At 72.8% G+C, this 19,738-nt stretch carries 20 protein-coding genes and 1 tRNA gene; 14 read left to right on the top strand and 7 right to left on the bottom strand.

The features are described from left to right. Positions 1-6 precede the first annotated feature (6 nt). The 5 genes from ACFSHS_RS17240 to ACFSHS_RS17220 form a co-directional block, all read right to left on the bottom strand. A complete protein-coding gene (locus ACFSHS_RS17240) occupies positions 7-840 on the bottom strand; it encodes an ABC-2 transporter permease (RefSeq protein WP_376878709.1) in 834 nt (277 codons plus the stop codon). Continuing rightward, the gene (locus ACFSHS_RS17235) at positions 837-1,760 is read right to left on the bottom strand and encodes an ABC transporter ATP-binding protein (protein WP_376878707.1); all 924 of its coding nucleotides are present in this window, start codon (positions 1,758-1,760) and stop codon (positions 837-839) included. The genes ACFSHS_RS17240 and ACFSHS_RS17235 overlap by 4 nt, the downstream gene beginning before the upstream one ends. A gap of 118 nt (positions 1,761-1,878) precedes the next feature. Further along, on the bottom strand, positions 1,879-2,973 hold the full coding sequence (locus ACFSHS_RS17230) for an NAD(P)-binding domain-containing protein (protein WP_376878705.1): 1,095 nt from the start codon (positions 2,971-2,973) through the stop codon (positions 1,879-1,881). 221 nt (positions 2,974-3,194) lie between these two features. Continuing rightward, positions 3,195-5,396, bottom strand: coding sequence for a CocE/NonD family hydrolase (locus ACFSHS_RS17225; protein ID WP_376878703.1), 2,202 nt, complete (start codon positions 5,394-5,396; stop codon positions 3,195-3,197). A gap of 138 nt (positions 5,397-5,534) precedes the next feature. Continuing rightward, positions 5,535-6,692 carry an MFS transporter gene (locus ACFSHS_RS17220; RefSeq protein WP_376878701.1) on the bottom strand — a complete coding sequence of 386 codons (1,158 nt, stop codon included), beginning with the start codon at positions 6,690-6,692 and terminating at the stop codon, positions 5,535-5,537. 102 nt (positions 6,693-6,794) lie between these two features. Here ACFSHS_RS17220 and ACFSHS_RS17215 point away from each other — a divergent pair, with 102 nt between their 5' ends. From ACFSHS_RS17215 to ACFSHS_RS17205, 3 genes are read left to right on the top strand one after another with little or no spacing between them, the layout of a single operon-like run. Continuing rightward, positions 6,795-7,181, top strand: a complete 387-nt coding sequence (locus ACFSHS_RS17215) for a DUF6394 family protein (protein ID WP_376878699.1) — start codon at positions 6,795-6,797, stop codon at positions 7,179-7,181. A 12-nt stretch (positions 7,182-7,193) separates the two neighbouring features. Continuing rightward, positions 7,194-9,050 carry a potassium channel family protein gene (locus ACFSHS_RS17210; protein ID WP_376878697.1) on the top strand — a complete coding sequence of 619 codons (1,857 nt, stop codon included), beginning with the start codon at positions 7,194-7,196 and terminating at the stop codon, positions 9,048-9,050. A gap of 9 nt (positions 9,051-9,059) precedes the next feature. After that, complete coding sequence (locus ACFSHS_RS17205) at positions 9,060-9,353, top strand: hypothetical protein (RefSeq protein ID WP_376878695.1); 294 nt, start codon at positions 9,060-9,062, stop codon at positions 9,351-9,353. Between the two features lie 187 nt (positions 9,354-9,540). On the opposite strand, the gene ACFSHS_RS17200 is transcribed toward ACFSHS_RS17205, so the two are convergent. Further along, positions 9,541-9,616, bottom strand: a tRNA-Lys gene (locus tag ACFSHS_RS17200). A gap of 194 nt (positions 9,617-9,810) precedes the next feature. Here ACFSHS_RS17200 and ACFSHS_RS17195 point away from each other — a divergent pair. From ACFSHS_RS17195 to ACFSHS_RS17175, 5 genes are all read left to right on the top strand, one after another. Beyond that, on the top strand, positions 9,811-10,971 hold the full coding sequence (locus tag ACFSHS_RS17195; RefSeq protein ID WP_376878693.1) for a L,D-transpeptidase: 1,161 nt from the start codon (positions 9,811-9,813) through the stop codon (positions 10,969-10,971). Between the two features lie 75 nt (positions 10,972-11,046). Further along, a complete protein-coding gene (locus ACFSHS_RS17190; protein ID WP_376878691.1) occupies positions 11,047-11,577 on the top strand; it encodes a hypothetical protein in 531 nt (176 codons plus the stop codon). 123 nt (positions 11,578-11,700) lie between these two features. Then, positions 11,701-12,783 (top strand): WD40/YVTN/BNR-like repeat-containing protein, encoded by a 1,083-nt coding sequence (locus ACFSHS_RS17185; protein WP_376878689.1) that lies wholly within the window; start codon positions 11,701-11,703, stop codon positions 12,781-12,783. Between the two features lie 10 nt (positions 12,784-12,793). Then, complete coding sequence (locus ACFSHS_RS17180; protein ID WP_376878687.1) at positions 12,794-13,075, top strand: ubiquitin-like small modifier protein 1; 282 nt, start codon at positions 12,794-12,796, stop codon at positions 13,073-13,075. Between the two features lie 141 nt (positions 13,076-13,216). After that, on the top strand, positions 13,217-14,452 hold the full coding sequence (locus ACFSHS_RS17175) for an HNH endonuclease signature motif containing protein (RefSeq protein ID WP_376878685.1): 1,236 nt from the start codon (positions 13,217-13,219) through the stop codon (positions 14,450-14,452). A gap of 32 nt (positions 14,453-14,484) precedes the next feature. Here ACFSHS_RS17175 and ACFSHS_RS17170 read toward each other — a convergent pair whose 3' ends face one another. Next, positions 14,485-14,727, bottom strand: a complete 243-nt coding sequence (locus ACFSHS_RS17170; RefSeq protein WP_376878683.1) for a hypothetical protein — start codon at positions 14,725-14,727, stop codon at positions 14,485-14,487. A gap of 231 nt (positions 14,728-14,958) precedes the next feature. Between ACFSHS_RS17170 and ACFSHS_RS17165 the strand changes: the two genes are divergently transcribed. The 6 genes from ACFSHS_RS17165 (at position 14,959) to ACFSHS_RS17140 (ending at position 19,723) form a co-directional block, all read left to right on the top strand. Then, positions 14,959-16,155 (top strand): acyl-CoA dehydrogenase family protein, encoded by a 1,197-nt coding sequence (locus ACFSHS_RS17165; RefSeq protein ID WP_376878681.1) that lies wholly within the window; start codon positions 14,959-14,961, stop codon positions 16,153-16,155. A 96-nt stretch (positions 16,156-16,251) separates the two neighbouring features. Continuing rightward, a complete protein-coding gene (locus tag ACFSHS_RS17160) occupies positions 16,252-16,386 on the top strand; it encodes a hypothetical protein (RefSeq protein WP_376878679.1) in 135 nt (44 codons plus the stop codon). A gap of 26 nt (positions 16,387-16,412) precedes the next feature. Further along, positions 16,413-17,033 (top strand): TetR/AcrR family transcriptional regulator, encoded by a 621-nt coding sequence (locus ACFSHS_RS17155; protein ID WP_376878677.1) that lies wholly within the window; start codon positions 16,413-16,415, stop codon positions 17,031-17,033. A 10-nt stretch (positions 17,034-17,043) separates the two neighbouring features. After that, positions 17,044-17,388, top strand: a complete 345-nt coding sequence (locus tag ACFSHS_RS17150) for an NAD(P)-binding protein (protein WP_376878675.1) — start codon at positions 17,044-17,046, stop codon at positions 17,386-17,388. After that, entirely contained in the window at positions 17,385-18,047 is a 663-nt protein-coding gene (locus ACFSHS_RS17145; RefSeq protein ID WP_376878673.1) for a GntR family transcriptional regulator, read from the top strand. The genes ACFSHS_RS17150 and ACFSHS_RS17145 overlap by 4 nt, the downstream gene beginning before the upstream one ends. A gap of 248 nt (positions 18,048-18,295) precedes the next feature. Next, on the top strand, positions 18,296-19,723 hold the full coding sequence (locus ACFSHS_RS17140) for an MFS transporter (protein WP_376878671.1): 1,428 nt from the start codon (positions 18,296-18,298) through the stop codon (positions 19,721-19,723). Positions 19,724-19,738: the final 15 nt, after the last annotated feature.

Raw genomic sequence — 19,738 nt, 5'->3', positions numbered from 1 at the left:
CGGAACTCAGGCGTCCCGGCGGCGGAAGACCAGCCCGGCCACCACCACGACGGCGGCGACCTCCCCGCAGAACACCGCGAACCCCACCCACGGGTCCAGCAGCTGCGGGTTGAACGACACCGGGGTGGCCAGCCGCGAGCCCGCGTTGCCCGGCATCAGCTTGCCGATCCACTCACCCCACGTGCCGGGGAGCAGGAACGTCATGTTGCCGACCACGAAGATCAGGCCCAGGACGACGGAGAGCGCCGCCGCCGTGTGCCGGATCAGCAGCCCGACCGCAGCGGCCAGCAGTCCCAGCCCGGCCAGGTAGAGACCGCTCCCGATCAGCGCACGCAGCACGCCCTGGTCGCCCAGGGCCACCCCGATGCCCTCGCGGTCGAAGAACCAGTTGCCGCCGAAGAACCCCGCGAAGGCGGTGACGGTCCCCGCGACGAAGAGCGTGCTGCTCAGCACCAGCGCCTTGGCGGCGAGGACGGCCCCCCGCCGCGGAGTCGCGGCCAGGGTCGCGCGGATCATCCCGGTGCCGTACTCGGTGGTGACGACGAGCGTGCCCAGCGCGATGGCGGTGATCTGGGCGAACATCATCCCCCAGGTGACGAACGACAGCGGCGACTCGTCGGCCTCGCCGCCGGCCAGCCACTCGGCGCTGGTCGCGCAGACGAGCGTGGTCAGCCCGGCGCCGAGGAGGAACAGCATCGCGGTCGACCAGAACGTCGACCGCACCGACCAGAACTTGATCCACTCGGCGCGCAGCGTGTCGGGGAACCCCGGACGCCGCACGCCCGGGACGTTGCGGTGGGGATCGAGCGTCACGGTGCGCGAGGTGGTGGTCACGGTCATCGGGCGATCCCTGCGGGGGTGGCGGCAGCGGCGTACTCGACGCTGTCGGCGGTCAGTGTCATGAACGCGTCCTCGAGAGAGGAGCGGACGAGGGTGAGCTCGTGGAGCAGCAGGCCGCTCCTGCCGACGAGCTCCCCGATGGCAGCGGCGTCCGTCCCCTGCACCTGGAGCTCCCCGTCGTGGACGGCGACGTCCAGGCCCTGCCGCCGCAGCAGGTCGGCGACCTCGCCGCGCTGCGGGCTCGCCACGCGGACGTAGGAGGCGGCGTGCTCGGCGATGAAGTCGGACATGGAGCAGTCGGCCAGGATGCGGCCGCGGCCCACGACCACGAGGTGGTCGGCGGTCAGCGCCATCTCCGACATGAGGTGGCTGGAGACGAACACCGTGCGACCCTGCGCCGCCAGCTCGCGGGCGAGGGTGCGGACCCAGCGGATGCCCTCGGGGTCCAGCCCGTTGACCGGCTCGTCCAGGACGACGACGGGCGGGTCGCCCAGCAGCGCGACGCCGATGCCCAGCCGCTGGCCCATGCCGAGGGAGAACGTGCCGGCCCGCTTGTCGGCGACCGCCTCCAGCCCGACCAGGCCGAGCACCTCGTCCACCCGTGCCCGCGGGATGCCGTTGCTGGCGGCCAGCCAGCGCAGGTGGTCACGGGCCGAGCGACCAGGGTGCAGGGCCCTCGCCTCCAGGAGCGCGCCCACCTCGCGCAGCGGGGCGGGGAAGTCCTGGTAGCGGCGGCCGTTGACGGTGGCGCTGCCGGAGGTGGGCCGGTCGAGGCCGAGGATCATGCGCATCGTCGTCGACTTGCCGGCACCGTTGGGCCCGAGGAAACCGGTGACCCGGCCCGGCTCGACCGTGAAGGTGAGGCCGTCGACGGCGGCCTTGGCGCCGTAGATCTTGGTGAGGCTCTGCGCGGAGATCATGCGATCGCCCCGCTGCCGGGGAAGGAAGAGGTCATGCGAGGAACCCTGTCGGCCGGGCGCGTCCCGGCACATCGGGGAGCGCCCTGAACCGACCCTGAACCGACCCCCAGCCGCGAACTCAGGCGGTGCGGGGGAGTTCCCCGGGATCCTTCAGCAGCCGGCGCAGCTGCCGCGCGGCCGCCTGGCCGGCACGGTTGGCGCCGATCGTGCTGGCCGAGGGGCCGTAGCCGACCAGGTGGATCCGCGGCTCCCCGGCGACGTGCGTGCCCTCCATGCGGATGCCCCCGTGCTTACCGCGCAGGCGGAGCGGGGCCAGGTGCCGCACCGCGGCCCGGAAGCCGGTCGCCCAGAGGATGACGTCCGCCGCGACGAACCGGCCGTCGTGCCAGGCGACGCCGTCCTCGGTGATGAGGTCGAACATCGGCAGCCGCTCCAGGACCCCTCGCTCGAGGGCGTCCCGGACGTAGGGCGTGGACACCAGCAGTCCGGTGACGCCGACCACGCTGCCGGGACGGCGGCCCTCCCGCACCGCCTCCTCGACCAGGGCGACCGCGCGCCGGCCGGCGTCCTCGTCGAACGGGCCCTCCCGCCAGACCGGCGGCCGGCGGGTCACCCAGGTCGTGCTCGTGACCGTCGAGATCTCGCCGAGCAGCTGGGTGGCCGAAGCCCCGCCGCCGACCACGACGACGTGCCGGCCGGCGAACTCGTCGGCGGAGCGGTAGTCGACCGTGTGCAGCTGCCGGCCCCGGAACAGCTCCTGGCCCGGGTAGCGCGGCACGAACGGGCGGGTCCAGGTGCCGGTCGCGTTGACGATCGCGCGCGCCGTCCACTCCCCGGAGTCGCTCTCCACGCGGAAACGGTCGTCGTCGGTGCGCCGGACGGCGCGGACCCGGACCGGCCGGTGCACCGGCAGGTCGAAGCGGCGCTCGTAGTCGGCGAAGTACGCCGGGACGGCGTCGGCCGCGCGCAGCTCGCCCGCGCCGGGTGCGAACGGCAGGCCCGGGAGGTCGTGCACCCGGTGCGTGGTGCCGAGGGTGAGGGAGGGCCAGCGGTGCTGCCACGCTCCGCCGGGGGCCTCGTCGGCGTCGAGGACGACGAAGCCGGTGCCGGGCGCGAACCCTTGGTGCACCAGCGCCCAGGCGGTCGACAGCCCCGCCTGCCCCGCGCCGATGACCACCACGTCGACCTCGCGGCTACCGGGCGAACTGCTCACGCCCGGCACAACGCCGGGCATCCCGCGGCACTTCCGCCCGCCGGGCCCGCCCCTGCGGTCAGCGGGCTCCGCTGAGGCTTCCCTCGCGCGCCCCTGCCGGAGTGGCGAGCACCGCCGAGGCCGATGACGGTGCGGTCGCCGGACGTGCCGAGGGCCCCCTCCCCGGATGGGGGAGGAGGCCCTCGGCGTTCAGCGGCGGGTCACCACTCCGCCGCTCCCATTCACCCGGTCTCACCCACCGAGTTGAGGAAGGTCAGCGTCAGGTCGACCCGCGTGCCCGGCGCGCCGGCCCAGTTGTGCGCCTCGATGCGGTAGCGGCCCGGAGCCGGGGTGGCGTACCGGAGCGACTCCTCGGTCAGGCTGCTGCTGCCGCCGGAGGCGAGGTCGGCGCTCCAGGTGCCGTCGGAGTTCTGCCGCTGCAGGTAGAGGTCGATGTCGGCGTCGAGGCTGGGCACCGCGCTGATCAGCAGGGCCGCGTTGTCGAAGTTCTCGCGGACGTCGAACTCGTGGACGGCCACCGTGGCCGGCGTCCGCGCCGGGCCGCCCAGGGCCGGGGTCACCGACGCCTGCTCCTCCGGCTGCGCGGGACCGGCCTGCGCCGGCTGGTCCTCGCTGAACGGGACGGTGTCGTCGACGAGGACCGGCTGCGCCACCACCGGAACCTGCAGCGAGGTGCCGCCGGGGCCGGTCGCGATCGTCACCCGCGGGTCGACCGCGAACGTCGGCACCTTGTCGGGGTCGGACGTGGTGAACCGCAGGGTCAGGCGGTGCCCCTCCCGCAGGTTGTGCGCCATCGCGAACCCCGGGGGCCGCATCTCGTAGAGCGTCCCGGGCACGACCGGCTTCGGCGTGGCCACGCCCACCCGCAGCTCGGGGTTGATGGCGAACTGGCTGATCCGGCGGCGCTCGCCATCGGGGCTCTCGTCGTAGAGGGTCCCGATCAGGTGCACGCGCGGCGAGGTGACCGAGGCGACCAGGTCCATCAGCGGCTTGCCGGCGAGGACGGTGTCCTCCGCCATGGGCTCGGACACGAAGTCGACGCCGCCGGTGCCCTGCGGGTCGGCGAACCCGCTCGGGTCACCGGTGAAGTTGACCGAGCCCGGGAGGGCCGGCGCCGTGGGGCCCAGGGTGCCGTCGTCGGCCGGGTGCAGGGTCAGCATCGACGCGGTGGACGGCGGCCACTGGGTGTCGTTCATGATCTGCGTGCGGTCGCCGGTGCGTCCGCCCTCGAACGTGCCGTCGGAGAGGAAGAGCTCCGCGGCCGGGCCGGTCTCGACGTCGCGCTGGGCGAGGTGCTTGTCGAACCAGGCGTGCAGCGCGTAGGTCCACTGGATGCCACGGCGGGTGGGGCAGCAGCCGGAGCCGTGGTCCCACTGGCCGAGCCAGATCTTGTCGCCGTCCCGGCCGGCGCGCTGGGTGAACCAGTCCATGCCCGCGACGCGTGCGGCGTTGTCGTTCACCCCGTGGACCATGAACACCGGGATGTCGGCCGCCGTGGCGCCGGCGCGCCAGTCGCGCTCCCCGTGCCAGGCGGTGTACTGGCCCGAGAGCTGGGCCTCGCCGGCGGTCAGGGAGCTGTTGGGCAGGCCGCAGCCGGTCTCCTCGGGCTTCTGCCCGGCGTGCTCGCCGCCGGGCAGGTCCCGCTCCAGGGCGATCTGCTCGTACGCCTCCATGGGGCCGGCCCACTGCAGGAAGTACGGCACCCCCGCCTGGAACTGGTGGTCGTACATCGTCGCCATGCCGGCGCTCGGGACGATCGTCTCCAGGCCCTCGGGGTCCATCGCCGCGGCCAGGGACGGCGTCGACCCGACGTAGGAGTGCCCGGTCATCCCCACCCGGCCGTTGGACCAGGGCTGGGACGCCGCCCACTCGACGACCGCCTCCAGGTCCTTCGCGTCGTTCGCGCCGAGGTGGTCGAGGCAGCCGTCGCTGAGGCCGGTGCCGCGCAGGTCCATCATCACGACCGCGTAGCCCTTGGGCGCGAAGTAGCCGGTCAGGCCGAGGGGGACGCCGTCCTCGCCCACCGGGTCGGGCAGGATGCGCCGGCCCTCGCGGTCCGCGAGCGTGCCGTGGTACGGGCTGGCCTCGAGGATGACGGGCCACTGCCCGGCCACGGGCTGCCCGGCAGCGTCGGCGGGCCGGGTGACCTCGATGTGCACGCGGGTGCCGTCGTGCATCGGTAGTTCGAGCGTCTCCTTGACGGTGCCGTACCGATCGGTGGTGAGCCCCTGGACCTGGGTGTAGTCGAAGGCGGCGCGCGGCTGCTCCGGCTGGACGGCGGGCGGGCGCCCGTGCCCCTTCCCGGGGTTGGCCTCGCGGGGCGCGGCGTACGCCGGCTGGGCGAGGGCGACGGCGACGGCGAGGGGCAGCGCGAGCCCGAGCGAGCGGGCGATGCGTCGTCTGGGGCGGGGGGTCGGGGTCATCGTGGGCCTTTCGCCGGACGTGGCCAGGTTGACCAGGGGAACGAGCGACGTCCGGATGGGTGACGCGGTGACACAGGAAAATCCGGCCGGCCGCCCGGAGAAGCCCTCCGGAGAGGGCGCTCCCGCGGTCGGCGGCTCCTAGAGCCGGCGGGCGCGGGCGACCGGCAGCAGGCGGAGGGCGAGCAGTGCGGTGGCGGCGGCGGCCACGGTCAGCGGGACCGGGGCGGACGTGGCCCGCGCGGCCACGGCCATGGCGAACGGCGTCGCGAAACCGAGGTAGGCGCAGGCGAGGAACAGCGAGGTCAGCGCGCCGAGCCGGGAGGGCGCGGCCAGCCGGGCGGTGAGCGTGAGGCCGGCCGCGAGGCACAGCCCACCCCCCGATCCCAGGAGGGGGGCGGCCACGACCAGCCAGGGCAGCGCGCCGGTGGTGGCGAAGGCCGCGGCGGACGCGTAGCCGGCCGTCCCGAGAGCGGCGCCGGCCACGGCGGTCCACGCGCCGAGCCGGCGCTGCAGGCCGGCGACGACCGTCCCCGCCCCGAGCGTCACCCCGGCCAGGAGGCCGGTGACCGCGACCCCGCCGTAGGGCAGGTCCACCAGCAGCGGCACCGCGGAGATGACGGAAGAGGGGAAGGCGTAGACGCACACGGCCACCGGCGCGAACACGGTGAGCACCAGCAGGCCGTCACCGGGCCGGATGAGCGGCGACGACCGCGGCACCCCGCCACCGTCCGGGGCCGCGCGCTGCCGGGAGACGGTCTCGGGGAGCCGGGTGGCGAAGCCCAGCCCGACGGCGACGAGCACGGTGTGCAGCAGGTAGGGGAGCACGGTGGGAGCGGGGCCGTACTGGCCGAGCAGGCCGCTGGTCAACGGGCCGAGCGAGAAACCGGCCGTCATGGCGAAGGCCGCCCGCCGTCCGCCGGACCCTGCCGCGGAGGCGCGCGAGAGCTCGCCGACCCACGCGCTGCCGACGCTGAAGACGACCCCGCTGACCACGCCTTGCAGGAACCGGGCGGTGAAGAGCAGGGAGAGCGAGTCACCGGCCGCCGCGAAGCCGAGCGACGCCAGTCCGGAGAGCACGATGCCGGGGATCGCGACCCGGCGACGGCCCAGCCGGTCCGACAGCGGCCCGGCGAGCAGGAGGGCGGGGACCAGACCGGCCGCGTAGGAGCCGAAGAGGGCGGTCAGCACCTCGGCCGAGAGGCCCAGCCGTTCCTGGTAGACCAGCAGCAGCGGAACGGGGACGTTGGTGCCCGCCGCCACGGCGAACAGCGCGAACACGGCGCGCTTCCAGGTCACCGGCAGACCCTACGGACCCGCGGCCGGCCCGACGTGCCGACCGGCTGGCCGCTCCCGGCTTTCCGGGTCAAGATCAGGGCAGGCGCCGAGACGGGAGGCCGGATGAACCTGGAGAAGGTGGTCTTCGGCTTCTTCGTCGTGCTCGCCGCCACGCTCAACTTCGGGTTCTTCATCGGCGACATCGACGAGCCCGAGCACCACAACCCCTACGAGCTCTTCGCCGCCGTGGTCGTCAACCTCATCGCCACCGTGCTCAAGTTCGGCGACCGCACGCAGATCGGCGCGGTGCACCTGGCCACCAGCCTGGTCGCCGACCTGCAGCTGATCGGTGCCGCCCTCATGTTCGGCTACGCCACCTACGTCTCGACCGCCGGCATGACGGAAGGATGGACGGCGAGCGTCGTATCCATGTCGGGCGGCGCGCTGCTCGCCAACATCGTCTCCGTCGTCCTGCTGGTCGTGGAGACGGTCTCCTTCCACCGCGGCTGACCGAAGGGCGCCATGGGCAACCCGCTGCTGGCCTTCTGGAAGAACATCTTCGGGCGGGAGGAGGAGGAGCGCCGGATCCGCCGGGCCACGTTCCGGGTGGCCGCCACCTCGGCCGCGCAGGCCTCGGCGACCATCTTCCTCATCCTGCGGCGCATGCGTGCCCCGCTCATCGTGCTGATCGTCATCTTCTCGGTGAGCGTGCTCGGCCTGACCCTGATCCCGGGCGTCGACGACGATGGCAACCCCTGGCGGATGGGCTTCTTCGACGCCTTCTACATCATGAGCTACACCGCCACGACGATCGGCTTCGGCGAGATCCCGTACCCGTTCACCTACAACCAGCGGATGTGGGTGACGATCTCGATCTACCTGACCGTCGTCGGCTGGGCCTATGCCATCGGGTCGCTGCTGGCCCTGATGCAGGACCGCGCCTTCCGCAACGCGCTGGCGCTGCAGCACTTCAGCCGCAAGGTCTCCCGGCTGCGCGAGCCGTTCCTGCTCATCGCCGGCTACGGCCGCACGGGGGAGCTGCTCGGGCACTCCATCGACGCGCTCGGCCGGCGGTTCGTCGTCCTGGACCGCTCGGACGAGCGCATCGACAAGCTCGAGCTGACCTCCTACCACGCCGACGTCCCTGGTCTGACCGCCGACGCCCGCGACCCCGGGCACCTGGCGGTGGCCGGCCTCGGCCACTCCTGCTGCGAGGCCGTCGTGGCGCTCACCGACGACGAGGAGGCCAACCTGGCCGTCGTCATGGCCGCGGCGCTCCTGCGGCCAGACCTCCCGGTCATCGCGCGGGTGACCTCGCGGACGATCGCCGAGCGGATGGGGGCGTTCGGCAACCCGAGCACCGTCAACCCGTTCGACCGCTTCGGCGACCACCTGCGGTTGGCCCTGCGCTCACCGGCGTCGTACCAGCTGCTGACGTGGCTGGAGAGCGGCCCGGGCGCGCAGCTGCCGGAGCGGGGGGCGCCGCCGCGCAGCGGGCGCTGGATCGTCTGCGGCTACGGCCGGCTCGGCCGTGAGCTGACCATCGACCTGCGGGCCGAGGGGCTGGAGGTCACCGTGATCGAGGCGAATCCCGTCGACGTGGAGGACGCCGACCTGCTGGTGGGTGACGGTTCCGACCCGTGGGTGCTCGCTCAGGCGGACCTGGACCGGGCGGTGGGCCTGGTCGCCGGGACGGACAACGACACGACGAACCTGTCGCTGGTGGCCGCGGCCCGCCGCAGCAATCCCTCGCTGTTCCTCGCCGCGCGGCAGAACCGGCCGGCCAGCGCCCCGCTGTTCGCCGCGATGGAGATCGACGCCCTGCTCGTGCCCACGGAGGTGATCGCGCACGAGGTGTACGCGCAGCTGTCCACCCCGCTGCTGTGGCGTTTCCTGCGAGAAATGCCCGCGCGGGGGAACGCGTGGGCCGAGACGCTGGTCGACCGCCTCACCGCGGTCTGCGGCACCCGGCTGCAGGCGCTGTGGAAGGTGCGGCTGACGACGCAGGAGGCGCCCGCGGTCGGGAGCTGGCTCGCCTCGGGAACGGCCCGCCTGGGCACGCTGCTGCGCAATCCGGAGGACCGGGACGAGCCGCTGCACGTCGTGACGCTGCTGGTGATGCGCGGCGGGGACGTCACGCTCGCGCCGGACGACGACTTCGTCCTCCGGCCCGGCGACGAGCTGCTGCTGGCCGGGTGGCCGGCGGCGCGTCGCGCGCTCGAGACGACCCTCGTGGTCGACGGCGTCCTCGAGTACGTGGTCTCCGGCCGGCGGGTGCCGTCGAGCTGGATCTGGCGCCGCCTGAGCCGGACCCCCGGACCCGACGAGGACGCGCGCACGGAGAGCTCCCCGGATGCGACGCCGGCCGGGCGGGCCTAACCTGCGGGGATGCCCGGCAAGGACCTGCAGGACCTCGTGCGGCGCCGCCTCTGGGAACTCGCCCGCACCACGGACGACGCCGCACGCCTGTCCCGCTGGGTCGTGCCCCCGGAGACCCTCAAGCTGATGGCGCGCACGGGCGGGACCAGTTTCATCACCGAGGGGCTGGCCGAGTTCCTGGCGCGGGCCCTGGAAGTTCCCGAGAACCGGGTGCGCCGGGCGGCCGGCCTCCCGCCGGTGCGCGACGAGCGGGAGGACATCACCACGCGCCCGCACCTGCGGCTGATCAAGCGGACCGACTAGCGACCCACGCGACCGCGACCGGTGGCGTGATCATCCCTCGTGTCACCTCGGTCCAGGCGGTACGGACGAGGGCGGGCTGGTCACCGACCACGCGGGGGCGCGCCAGGGGACGTCTTCACCTGCAGCCGCCTGCGCGGACGCACGAACGACAGAGCGGCCGCGTCCTGGTGGACGCGGCCGCTCGGTGTGGTGCGCCATCAGGGACTCGAACCCCGAACCCGCTGATTAAGAGTCAGCTGCTCTGCCAATTGAGCTAATGGCGCGTGCCGCCCGACTGCTGGGCAACGAGGGAGAACGATACCAGCGCCGTCCGGTGGCGGTTCGGGCCCCCGGCGTGACGCTTGCCTCGCGTTACTCGGTTGCCTGGCCGTGGACACTGGTGTCCGGTCCACGGTCCCGGTGCCACCGGGCCGATGTTCCAGGAGAGGACGGGGGCACGGTGCGACGGACAGCCGCCATGATCACCGCGGGAGCGATGATCTTCCTGGCCGGGTGCAGCGGGAACGACGACGGCGGCGGGGGTGGCCGGGCGACGGAGACCGCCGCCGAGGCACCGCCCGCGCAGGTGTCCCTGGCGGTCGCCGACGGGTCCGCGGACGTGTCACCCGTCGTCCCGCTCGAGATCTCGGTGACCGACGGCGAGCTCGGCGACGTCACGCTGGTCGACGGCGCCGGCGCCCCGGTGCCGGGCGCTGTGGCGGCCGGGGACGGCGAGGACACCGCCGTGTGGACCCCGGAGACCCCGCTGGCCTACGGGGCCCGGTACACGCTGACGGCGTCGGCGTCGAACGAGGACGGCGAGGAGGCCACGGCGACCTCGACGTTCACCACCGTCACCCCCGCCAGGCAGTCCACGCCCTCGGTCGGCCCGCTGGACGGGCAGACCGTCGGCGTCGGGATGCCGATCCGGGTCTTCTTCGACGACCCGGTCGCCGACAAGGCCGCCGTCGAGAGCCACCTCCAGGTCACCAGTTCCACGCCGACCGACGGCGTCTGGAGCTGGCTGAGCGACTCCGAGGTGCACTTCCGCCCGTCCGCCTACTGGCCGGCCCACACCGAGGTGCGCCTGGACGCCAACCTCTACGGCGTGCACTTCGGCGACGGTATCTGGGGGGAGAAGAACCGCACGGTGTCGTTCTCCATCGGGGCACGGCACGTGTCGATCGCCGACGCCAGTACGTACCAGATGCAGGTGTACGACGGCGACCAGTTGGTGAAGACCTTCCCGATCAGCGCCGGCAGCCCGGACAACCCGAGCTACAACGGTGCGCACGTGGTCACCGAGCTGAACCGCAACCGGATCATGGACTCGAGCACCTACGGCGTCCCGGTCGACAGCCCGAACGGGTACCGGACGCCGGTCGAGTACGCCGTCCGGATCTCCGACAGCGGCGAGTTCGTGCACGCGGCCCCCTGGTCGGTGGCCCAGCAGGGCAACACCAACGTCTCGCACGGCTGCATCAACATGTCGACCGAGAACGCCCGCTGGTTCTTCGAGTTCTCGCAGCCGGGCGACGTCGTCGAGATCCGGGGCTCCAGCGCGGGCACCCTCCGCTCGCCCGTCTACGACTGGACGATCCCGTGGGACCAGTGGCAGGCCGGCAGCGCCCTGAAGTGACCGCCTGACGATCTCCCGGCGTTTCCGTTCCCGGGCTCGAGGGAACAAGATCGGTGGTTCCGAGGAGGGGTCATCGTGGACACCTGGGTCATCGTCCTGATCGTCGTCGCCGTCGTGGTGCTGCTGGCCCTGCTGGCGCTCGCCCTGGCCAAGCGCTCCCGCGTGGCGCAGGTCCGCAAGCGGGAGCAGGCACGGGAGCACCTCCGCGAGGCGCAGGTCCGTGGCGCGCAGGCGGAGAAGGAGCAGGCGCTCGCCGAGGAGCAGGCCGCCCGTGCGCGCCGCGAACGAGCCGAGGCCGAGGAGCGGACGGCGCTGGCCGAGCAGGAGGCGCGCGAGCGTGCCGCGCGGGCCGGTGAGGTCCGATCGGAGGCGGAGCAGTTGCGCGCGAAGGCCGAGAAGCTCGCGCCGGACGTCGTCCACGACGGTCGCTCCCGGCAGGGCGCCGACCAGGGGGGCTATTCCGGTCAGGGCGGGCAGGCCGCGTACCCCGGTCAGGGCGGCCAGGCCGCGTACCCCGAGCAGCCAGGCCAGGCCACGTACCCGGAGCAGCCCGGCCAGGCTCCCCGGCCGGACCAGCCCGGTGGAGGTGGCGCCACCCGCCGCTGAGTTCCGGGGCCCCGGACGGTCCAACCCTCCGTGAGGGTGCCGGCCCGCGCCGAGAGGTCTCGTTCCCGTCGGTCCCGGGTCATACGGTCGCCCTCACGTCGATCCGTCGACCGGAGGGGCGTCATGGCAGACCTGCTGGCCATCGGTACGCGCAAGGGGCTGTGGCTCGCCCGCAGTGACGATGACCGCCGCACCTGGGCTGTGGAAGGGCCACACCTCCTCGGCCAGGAGGTCGCGGCGGTCTGCGTAGACACCCGGCGCCGGGCTCCCCGGTTGCTCGCCGGGATCCAGTATGGGCACTGGGGCCCGACCGTCATGTGGTCCGACGACCTGGGCGGCACCTGGCAGGAGACCGACCACGGGGCCATCAGGTTCCCGGAGGGGGAGGACGCCGCACTGGCCCGGGTCTGGCAGCTTCGGCCGGACTCGGCGGACCGTCCCGACGTCGTGTGGGCCGGCTGCGAGCCGCACTCGCTGTGGCGCAGCACCGACGGCGGCTGCTCCTTCGAGCTGGTCCGGGGCCTGTGGGAGCACCCGCATCGCAAGACCTGGGAGCCGGGCGGCGGAGGAGGCGCGGTGCACACCGTGCTGCCCGACCCGGCGTCGGACCGGGTGACGGTGGCCATGAGCACCGGCGGGGTCTACGTCAGCGAGGACGGCGGGTCGGAGTGGGAACCGCGCAACCGCGGCATCACCGCCGTCTTCCTGCCCGAACCGCTGCCCGAGTACGGCCAGTGCGTGCACAAGGTCGCCGTGGACGCGGGCGATCCGGACCGGCTCTACGCGCAGAACCACTTCGGGGTCTTCCGCAGCGACGACGCCGGGGGCACGTGGTCCTCCATCGCCGAGGGCCTGCCGGCCGACTTCGGTTTCCCGATCGTCTCCTCGCCGCGCACACCGGGCACCGCCTGGGTGGTGCCCCTGGTTGCCGACATGCAGCGGGTGCCGCCGGACGGCCGGCTGCGGGTGCACCGCACGCGCGACGCCGGAGCGACGTGGACGGAGCTGGGTGAGGGGCTGCCCGACGGGTCGTGGACCGCCGTCATGCGCGACGCGGCCTGCGCCGACGAGGGCGACCCCACGGGGATCTACGTCGGGACGCGGGACGGCTGCGTCTACGCCAGCGCCGACGAGGGGGACACGTTCGCACTGGTCGCCGGCCACCTGCCCGACGTGCTGTGCGTCCGGGCGGCCCGGCTCCCGTGAGGGCGCGGCCATGAGCGTCGAGGTGCTGGTGCCGGGCGCGCTCGCCGGTCTGGTGAGCGGTGCACGGCACGTCGACGTCGACGTGGGGGAGGGGACGGTCGGCGACGTCCTGGACCGGCTGGCGGAGGGGCATCCGCTCCTGGCCCGCCGGCTGCGGGACGAGACCGGCGCGATCCGCCGCTTCGTGAACGTCTACGTCGACGGCGACGACGTCCGCTTCGAGCAGGGGCTCGCCACACCGGTGCGGGACGGGGCGGTGGTGCAGATCCTGCCGTCGGTCGCCGGCGGCTGAGCACGGCGGGACGACCGGACGGACGGTCCGACCGTGCCTGCATCCTGGGTCGGTCAACGGCCGGCCTGAGGGGCGTGTGGACAGCGCACTGACCTGGGGATTCGGGTGGCCGGTGAAGTCTCGGGCGACTAGCATTCGTACATGCGTTCGAACGACTTTGGTGATCCGCTGGCCCAACTGGAGGCCGCGGTGGAAGCCCTGGCCGCCGACGACATGAAGTCGATGTTCGGCCCGCAGGTACTCGAGCGGACCGCCCGGTTGCTGCGGGCGCAGCACCTGATCGCCGCGCAGGTGACCCGGTCGGTCCGCGAGGGGGAGCTTGCCCAGGCGTCGCAGCACGACGGTGCGAAGACGATGCAGTCGTGGCTGCGCGGCCACCCCCGTCTTTCCCCCTCGGCGGCGGCGCAGCTGGTTCGTAACGGGCGAGCCCTGGAGCAGCTGCCGGCGGTCGAGGCCGCCTTCGCCGCCGGCGTGGTCACCGCCGACCAGGTGGCGGTGATCGCGCCGGTGGCCAGCGTGCGGGCGCAGGCTGAGGCGGTCGGGCAGGGCGTCGACCTGGCCGCGGTGGACCAGACCCTGGCTCGGATCGCCGCGACGCGCCCGTACCGGGAGCTGAGCCAGGTCGTGCACCACTACCTGGCCCGGCTCGACCCCGACGGCACCGAACCGGACCCGACCGAGGGTCGGTCACTGTCGATCGCGCGGAACGCCGACGGGAGCCGCAGCTTTCGAGGCCAACTCGACGCGGTCGGCGGGGAGAAGTTGGAGCTGTGGCTCGAGTCCTACGTCCGGGCCGACCGACCGGCCGGGGACACCCGGACGCGCGCCCAGCAGTTCGGTGACGCGCTCGTGCAGGGCGTGGACGTCGCCCTCGCGGCGGGGCAGGCGCCGATCCTGCGTACGGTCAAGCCGCACGTGGCCGTGATGATCAAGCTCGACGACCTGATGGACCCCGCTACCGGCCCCGGCGCAGCGACCACCGGTCTCGGCACGATGCTCTCCGCGGCCCGGGCCCGCTGGCTGGCCTGTGACAGCACCGTCAGTCGGGTGATCATGGGCCCCGACGGTCGGATCCTCGACCACGGCCGCGACCAGCGGATCGTGCCCGCCTCCCTGCGCCGCTCGGTCGAGGTGCAGGACCGGCACTGCATCTTCGCCGGCTGCGAGGCCCCTGCCCCCTGGTGCGACGTCCACCACGTCCTTGAATGGCACCGCGACGACGGCCCCACCAGCCTCGAGAACTCCGCCCTGCTCTGCGAACGCCACCACACCCAGGTGCACCACGGCTTCTCCGTCGTGCGAGGGCCCGACGGCCGATGGTGCACCTACCGCCCCGACGGCACCGAAATCCTCATCGGTCAACCACTGCTGATCTGATCCCAGCGCGGCGGGGAGTGGCGCGTCATCGATCAGAGCGCGGCCAGCTCCGCGCAGCTGGCGCACAGCTGTTGGTCCTCGTAGCCCTCGGGCGGCCAGGGCAGCTGTTCGTCGATCGAGACGTAGGCTCCGCAGAGCGCCTTGCGGCTCTGCCCGTTGACCCGTCCGATCGTCGCGTGCGCGGGGCCGATCTGCCGGGGGGTGAGGCCTTCCGCGCCGAAGGAGCCGACCATCACGACGGCGTGTGCGGTGCCGTACGCGTAGACGCTGGTCATGGCCTCCAGAGTCCGAGGCCCCGACCCGTCACGCCAGCACCGCCGGCTCCGTGTCCGCCGCACCCGTCACATCGGTCCCTCTAGTCGCCTACTGCGCCGAAAAGCATCCGTCCACCCTCGGGGAAGGACGTCCGGTGCCACTGGCACCGGGTCGCACCACCGGCCGCCTCCTGTCGGGACGCGGCGGTGTGACGGTGACCGCGAACATACAGAACGGATGGTCTGTAAGTTGTGGTGCGCCACGTCCGTTCCACCGATCGGAAATCGAGCTCCCTGGGGGTCCCTGTGCAGTCGGCGCTCTACGAGGCAGAGCACGAAGCGTTCCGCGCGATGGTGCGCGACTTCCTGGCCAAGGAGATCGTGCCGCACCACGCGACGTGGGAGGACGCGGGGATCGTCGACCGGTCGGTCTGGCTGAAGGCGGGCGAGCAGGGCCTGCTCGGCATGGACGTGCCCGAGGAGTACGGCGGGGCCGGGGTGAAGGATTTCCGCTACAACGCGATCCTCGCGGCCGAGATCAGCCGCGCCGGGGCGAGCGGCCTGGGCTTCACGCTGCAGAACGACGTCGTCGCGCCCTACCTGATCAACCTCACGACCGAGGAGCAGAAGCGGCGCTGGCTCCCGGGCGTGGTCAGCGGTGAGATCATCACCGCGATCGCCATGACCGAGCCGGGAGCCGGCTCCGACCTGCAGGGCCTGCAGACGACGGCCCGCAGGGACGGCGACGAGTGGGTGCTGAACGGCTCGAAGACGTTCATCACCAACGGCATCAACGCCGACCTGGTCATCGTCGTGGCCCGCACCGATCCGGACGCCGGGGCGCGCGGCTTCTCGCTGCTGGTGGTCGAGCGCGGTATGCCGGGCTTCGAGCGTGGCCGCAACCTCGAGAAGGTCGGCCTCAAGGCGCAGGACACCGCGGAGCTCTTCTTCGACGACGTCCGCGTGCCCGCCGCCAACCTGCTCGGCACCGAGGGGCACGGCTTCTTCCACCTCATGGAGAACCTGCCCCAGGAGCGGCTGTCGATCGCCGCGGTCGCCGTCGCCGCGAGTCGGCTGATCCTCGACCTCACCGTCGACTACTGCAGGAACCGCACAGCGTTCGGCCGGCCGATCGGGACATTCCAGAACACGCGGTTCGAGCTCGCGGAGATGCACACCGAGGTGACGATCGCCGAGACCTACCTGGAGAAGGCGATCCTCGAGCACAACGCCGGCCGGTTCACCGTCGAGGACGCCGCCATGGCCAAGTGGTGGACGACCGAGCTGCAGAAGGGCGTCGTCGACCGCTGCCTCCAGCTGCACGGGGGCTACGGCTACATGCTCGAGTACCCGGTCGCGAAGGCCTTCCTGGACTCCCGCATCCAGACCATCTACGGCGGGACGACCGAGATCATGAAGGAGATCGTCGGCCGGTCCCTCGGCGTCTAGGCCCGGCCCGGCCCCGAGCGTCCTCGCGCGAGAGCGCGGTGCTCCATCGCGATGAAGCTCGAAGGTTCCCACCTGAATGATCCCGAGAGGACCCGCATGACCGCCGAGGCGTTCGTCTACGACGCCGTGCGCACGCCGCGCGGCAAGGACGGCGAGCGGTTCCGGCCCCCGGCGATCCTCCTGGAGCGGGCTGTTCCGGCGGGCAGCCTCCGGGCCGCGGTCACCGCTTGAGCGGGGAACGGGCCGAGGTGGCCACGATGGCCGACCCCCGCCCGCCGCTGCGCCGCACCCAGGCCGAGCGGCGGGCGGCGACCCGCGCGGCGCTGGTGCGGGCCACCGTCGAGTCGCTGGTCGAGCTCGGCTACGCGCGCACCACCACCCAGGAGGTCCAGCGCCGGGCGGGAGTGTCCCGGGGCGCGCTGACCCACCACTTCACGTCGAAGGCGGAGCTGGTGCTGGCCGCCGTCGACCACCTCTACGAGGAGTTCAGCGCCAGCGTCCGGCAGGCCGCGGTCGACCTGCCGGGCGACTCCGCCGTCCGTGTCCGGCTCGGCGTGGAGCTGATCTGGGAGCGGTTCCACGGCCCGCTGTTCGTCGCGGCCATGGAGCTGTGGACCGCGGCCCGGACCGACCCGGAACTGCGGGCGGCCCTGCTGCCGCACGAGCGCCGGCTGGGCGCGCAGCTGCGGCGGCTGGCGTTCGAGGTGTTCGGCGAGGAGGTGGCCCGGCACCCGGCCGCCGAGGCGATGTACCAGGTGCTGCTGACCTCCATGCGGGGACAGGCCCTCACCTACGCCCTGCAACCCGATGCGCCCCGCGACCGGCACCTGCAGCACTGGCTGACGATCATCGAGGCGCTCACGCGCCCGACCGCATGAGCAAGGCGCGATGACCAGGATCGTGATCATCGGCACCGGCTTCGGCGGCCTCGCCGCCGCCGTCCGGCTCGCGGAGGCCGGGTCGAAGGACGGCGCCGATGACGTGGTGCTGTTCGAGGAGAGCGACGACGTCGGAGGCGTGTGGCGGGGGGCGAGGGGACGTTCATCCCCCGATCCGCTCCCGGTCCCGCCCCGAGGCCGGACCTGGCCGAACCTGGCCGGTGAAGCCTGCCACGGTCGCGGTACGCAGGCCGCCCACACCGGCAGATCACTACGACTGGGGAAGTGTCGACAGTCGCCACACCCGTGTCGACACCGCATCGCTAGGCTGGCCGTCGACGAGGAGGTGTCGTGAGCATCGAGCCACTGGCCAGTCTGGACCGCAGCACGCTCCGGGAGCGGGCCCTGGAGGCGGTCCGCTCGGCGATCATCTCCGGGCAGTACCGACCGGGGGACCACCTGGGCGAGGTCGATCTGGCCAGTTCCCTCGGTATCAGCCGCGGCACGGTGCGCGAAGCCCTGCGGCACCTCGAGCAAGAAGGGCTCGTGACCGCCGGCAACCGCGGCATGCTCCGCGTCAACACCCTGACCTCCACCCAGGTCCGCGAGCTCTTCCAGGTCCGCGCAGCTCTCGAGGGCTTGGCGGTCAGGACGATCATCTCCTCCCCGCGGCGGGAGGCCGCCGTCGAGGCGCTGCGCACGGCGCTCGAGCAGCTCACCGACGAGGGTGGGGACTTCCGTGCCCGGATCGACGCCGATCTCGCCTTCCACCTCGAGCTCTGCCGGCTGGCCGGCAACTCCATGCTGGTCGAGGCGTGGCGCCGCCTCGAGGGCCGCATGCGGGTGGCGATCCTGAACGGCGCCGCGTGGCAGGCGCCCATGATGGCGCGCTCCCGGCACGCGACGATCGTCGACGCCGTCGAACGAGCTGACGTGGACGCCGCCGTGCAGATCGTCGAGGAGCACATGGCCTCGGCCGCGGAGCACTTCGCCCAGGCGTCCCAACCGGCCTGACGACCGAGGTCTGCCGCGGCAGCACCAGCACGTGCTGCCCTCTCGCCGTCTCCCCGTGACCGTGGGCTGAGCCGCCCAGGCGTCGCCGCCCCTCACTGGTCGTGCGCGCAACCGTCGTCGGCGCACGCCTCCGAAGTGACCCTTGACACTGTGATGTGGGCCATCCACACTCGTTGGCAGTTGACTGTTAACAGTCAACGCCAGCGGCCACTGGATCTCCCCTCATCCATCGCTCACCGGAGGTCACCATGACCGAGCGGTACCCGCACGACCACGACCCCCACCTCGAGGAGGTGGCCGCGTGGCACCCGATCGAAGGCACGCCGACCAAGAAGAAGGTGGCCATCGGCTGCTCGGTCGGCGCAACCATCGAGACCTACGACTTCATCGGCTTCGGCATCGCGGCCGCGCTGTACTTCAACACCGCCTTCTTCCCCGCCGACGACCCGCTGTCGGGCACGCTGCTGTCCTTCGCCACGCTCGGCATCGGCTTCGCCGTCCGCCCGCTGGGCGGGATCATCGGCGGCTACCTCGGCGACAAGATCGGCCGTAAGCCCGTCCTCGTCGGATCGCTGCTGCTCATGGGCATCGCGACGGTGCTCATCGGTGTGCTGCCGACGTACGAGCAGGTCGGCATCTGGGCCGGCGTGCTACTCGTCGCTGTCCGCGTCGTGCAGGGTCTCGCGTTCGGCGCCGAGTGGGGCGGCGCGATCCTGATGTGCTTCGAACACGCCCCATGGCGCAAGAAGGGCCTGTACACCGGGATCACGCAGGCCGGCTTCCCGGTCGGGCTGCTGCTGGCCAACCTCGCCTTCCTGGCCAGCGTGCCCCTGGGCGGTTCGTGGGCGTGGCGGGTGCCGTTCCTGCTCAGCGCCGTCCTGATCGTCGTGGGCATCGTCATCCGGCTCAAGGTCGAGGAGTCCCCGGAGTTCGAGGAGCTCAAGGAGGAGGGCGAGCTCTCCAAGAACCCGCTCCTCGAGGTCCTCCGCGACGACTGGCGGAACATCCTCCGCGCCTTCTGCCTGCGGATCACCGAGACGGCCGGATACGCGGTGTCGGTCACGTTCATGCTGTCGTACGTCGCCACCGAGGAGCTGGCCGACCGGTCGGTCACGCTGACCGCCACGATGGTGGCCGCCGGCATCGGCATCGTCGCCACGACCGCCTGGGGCGCGCTCACCGACCGCATCGGGCGGCGCCCGGTGTACCTGCTGGGCACCGCGCTGCACCTGCTCTGGGGCATCCCCTTGTTCCTCGTGGTCAACACCGGTGCCGCGGTGGCGATCGTCATCGCCTTCGTCGTCAGCTACGCCGTCCTCCAGAACTGCCTGGCCGGGGTGCAGGGCGCCTGGTTCTCCGAGCTGTTCGCCACCAAGACCCGCACGACCGGCGCGTCGCTGGCCTACCAGATGTCCGCGGTGGTGTCCGGGTTCACCCCGCTCGTCGCCACCGCCCTCTACGCCGGCTACGGCTGGGTCGGCCCCGCCCTGCTGTTCAGCGGCTACGGCCTGCTCGGCCTCGTCGCGGCCGTCGTCACCCCCGAGACCTGGGGCGCGAAGGAGCGCGAGGAGGTCGCCGCTCTCGAGCGCGCGATCAGGTCCACCACGCCGGGCGACGTCCCCGCGCCGCGGGGGTCGGCCGACCGGCAGCTGACCGCCGGCTCGACCACTGACTGACCCGACGACCCACGA

The sequence above is a fragment of the Blastococcus deserti genome, assembly GCF_042682525.1.
GTDB lineage: Bacteria > Actinomycetota > Actinomycetes > Mycobacteriales > Geodermatophilaceae > Blastococcus_B > Blastococcus_B deserti.
Note: the sequence above shows the minus strand (reverse complement) of the source record. Positions and strands in the feature narration are given on the sequence as shown.

Coding starts and splice junctions, on each gene's coding strand:
- ACFSHS_RS17235 (WP_376878707.1), bottom strand. CDS start 1,760: ATGATCTCCGCGCAGAGCCTCACCAAGATCTACGGCGCCAAGGCCGCC.
- ACFSHS_RS17140 (WP_376878671.1), top strand. CDS start 18,296: ATGACCGAGCGGTACCCGCACGACCACGACCCCCACCTCGAGGAGGTG.
- ACFSHS_RS17225 (WP_376878703.1), bottom strand. CDS start 5,396: ATGACCCCGACCCCCCGCCCCAGACGACGCATCGCCCGCTCGCTCGGG.
- ACFSHS_RS17180 (WP_376878687.1), top strand. CDS start 12,794: ATGAGCGTCGAGGTGCTGGTGCCGGGCGCGCTCGCCGGTCTGGTGAGC.
- ACFSHS_RS17185 (WP_376878689.1), top strand. CDS start 11,701: ATGGCAGACCTGCTGGCCATCGGTACGCGCAAGGGGCTGTGGCTCGCC.
- ACFSHS_RS17215 (WP_376878699.1), top strand. CDS start 6,795: ATGAACCTGGAGAAGGTGGTCTTCGGCTTCTTCGTCGTGCTCGCCGCC.
- ACFSHS_RS17150 (WP_376878675.1), top strand. CDS start 17,044: ATGACCAGGATCGTGATCATCGGCACCGGCTTCGGCGGCCTCGCCGCC.
- ACFSHS_RS17205 (WP_376878695.1), top strand. CDS start 9,060: ATGCCCGGCAAGGACCTGCAGGACCTCGTGCGGCGCCGCCTCTGGGAA.
- ACFSHS_RS17195 (WP_376878693.1), top strand. CDS start 9,811: ATGATCACCGCGGGAGCGATGATCTTCCTGGCCGGGTGCAGCGGGAAC.
- ACFSHS_RS17210 (WP_376878697.1), top strand. CDS start 7,194: ATGGGCAACCCGCTGCTGGCCTTCTGGAAGAACATCTTCGGGCGGGAG.
- ACFSHS_RS17175 (WP_376878685.1), top strand. CDS start 13,217: ATGCGTTCGAACGACTTTGGTGATCCGCTGGCCCAACTGGAGGCCGCG.
- ACFSHS_RS17170 (WP_376878683.1), bottom strand. CDS start 14,727: ATGACCAGCGTCTACGCGTACGGCACCGCACACGCCGTCGTGATGGTC.
- ACFSHS_RS17155 (WP_376878677.1), top strand. CDS start 16,413: ATGGCCGACCCCCGCCCGCCGCTGCGCCGCACCCAGGCCGAGCGGCGG.
- ACFSHS_RS17240 (WP_376878709.1), bottom strand. CDS start 840: ATGACCGTGACCACCACCTCGCGCACCGTGACGCTCGATCCCCACCGC.
- ACFSHS_RS17160 (WP_376878679.1), top strand. CDS start 16,252: ATGACCGCCGAGGCGTTCGTCTACGACGCCGTGCGCACGCCGCGCGGC.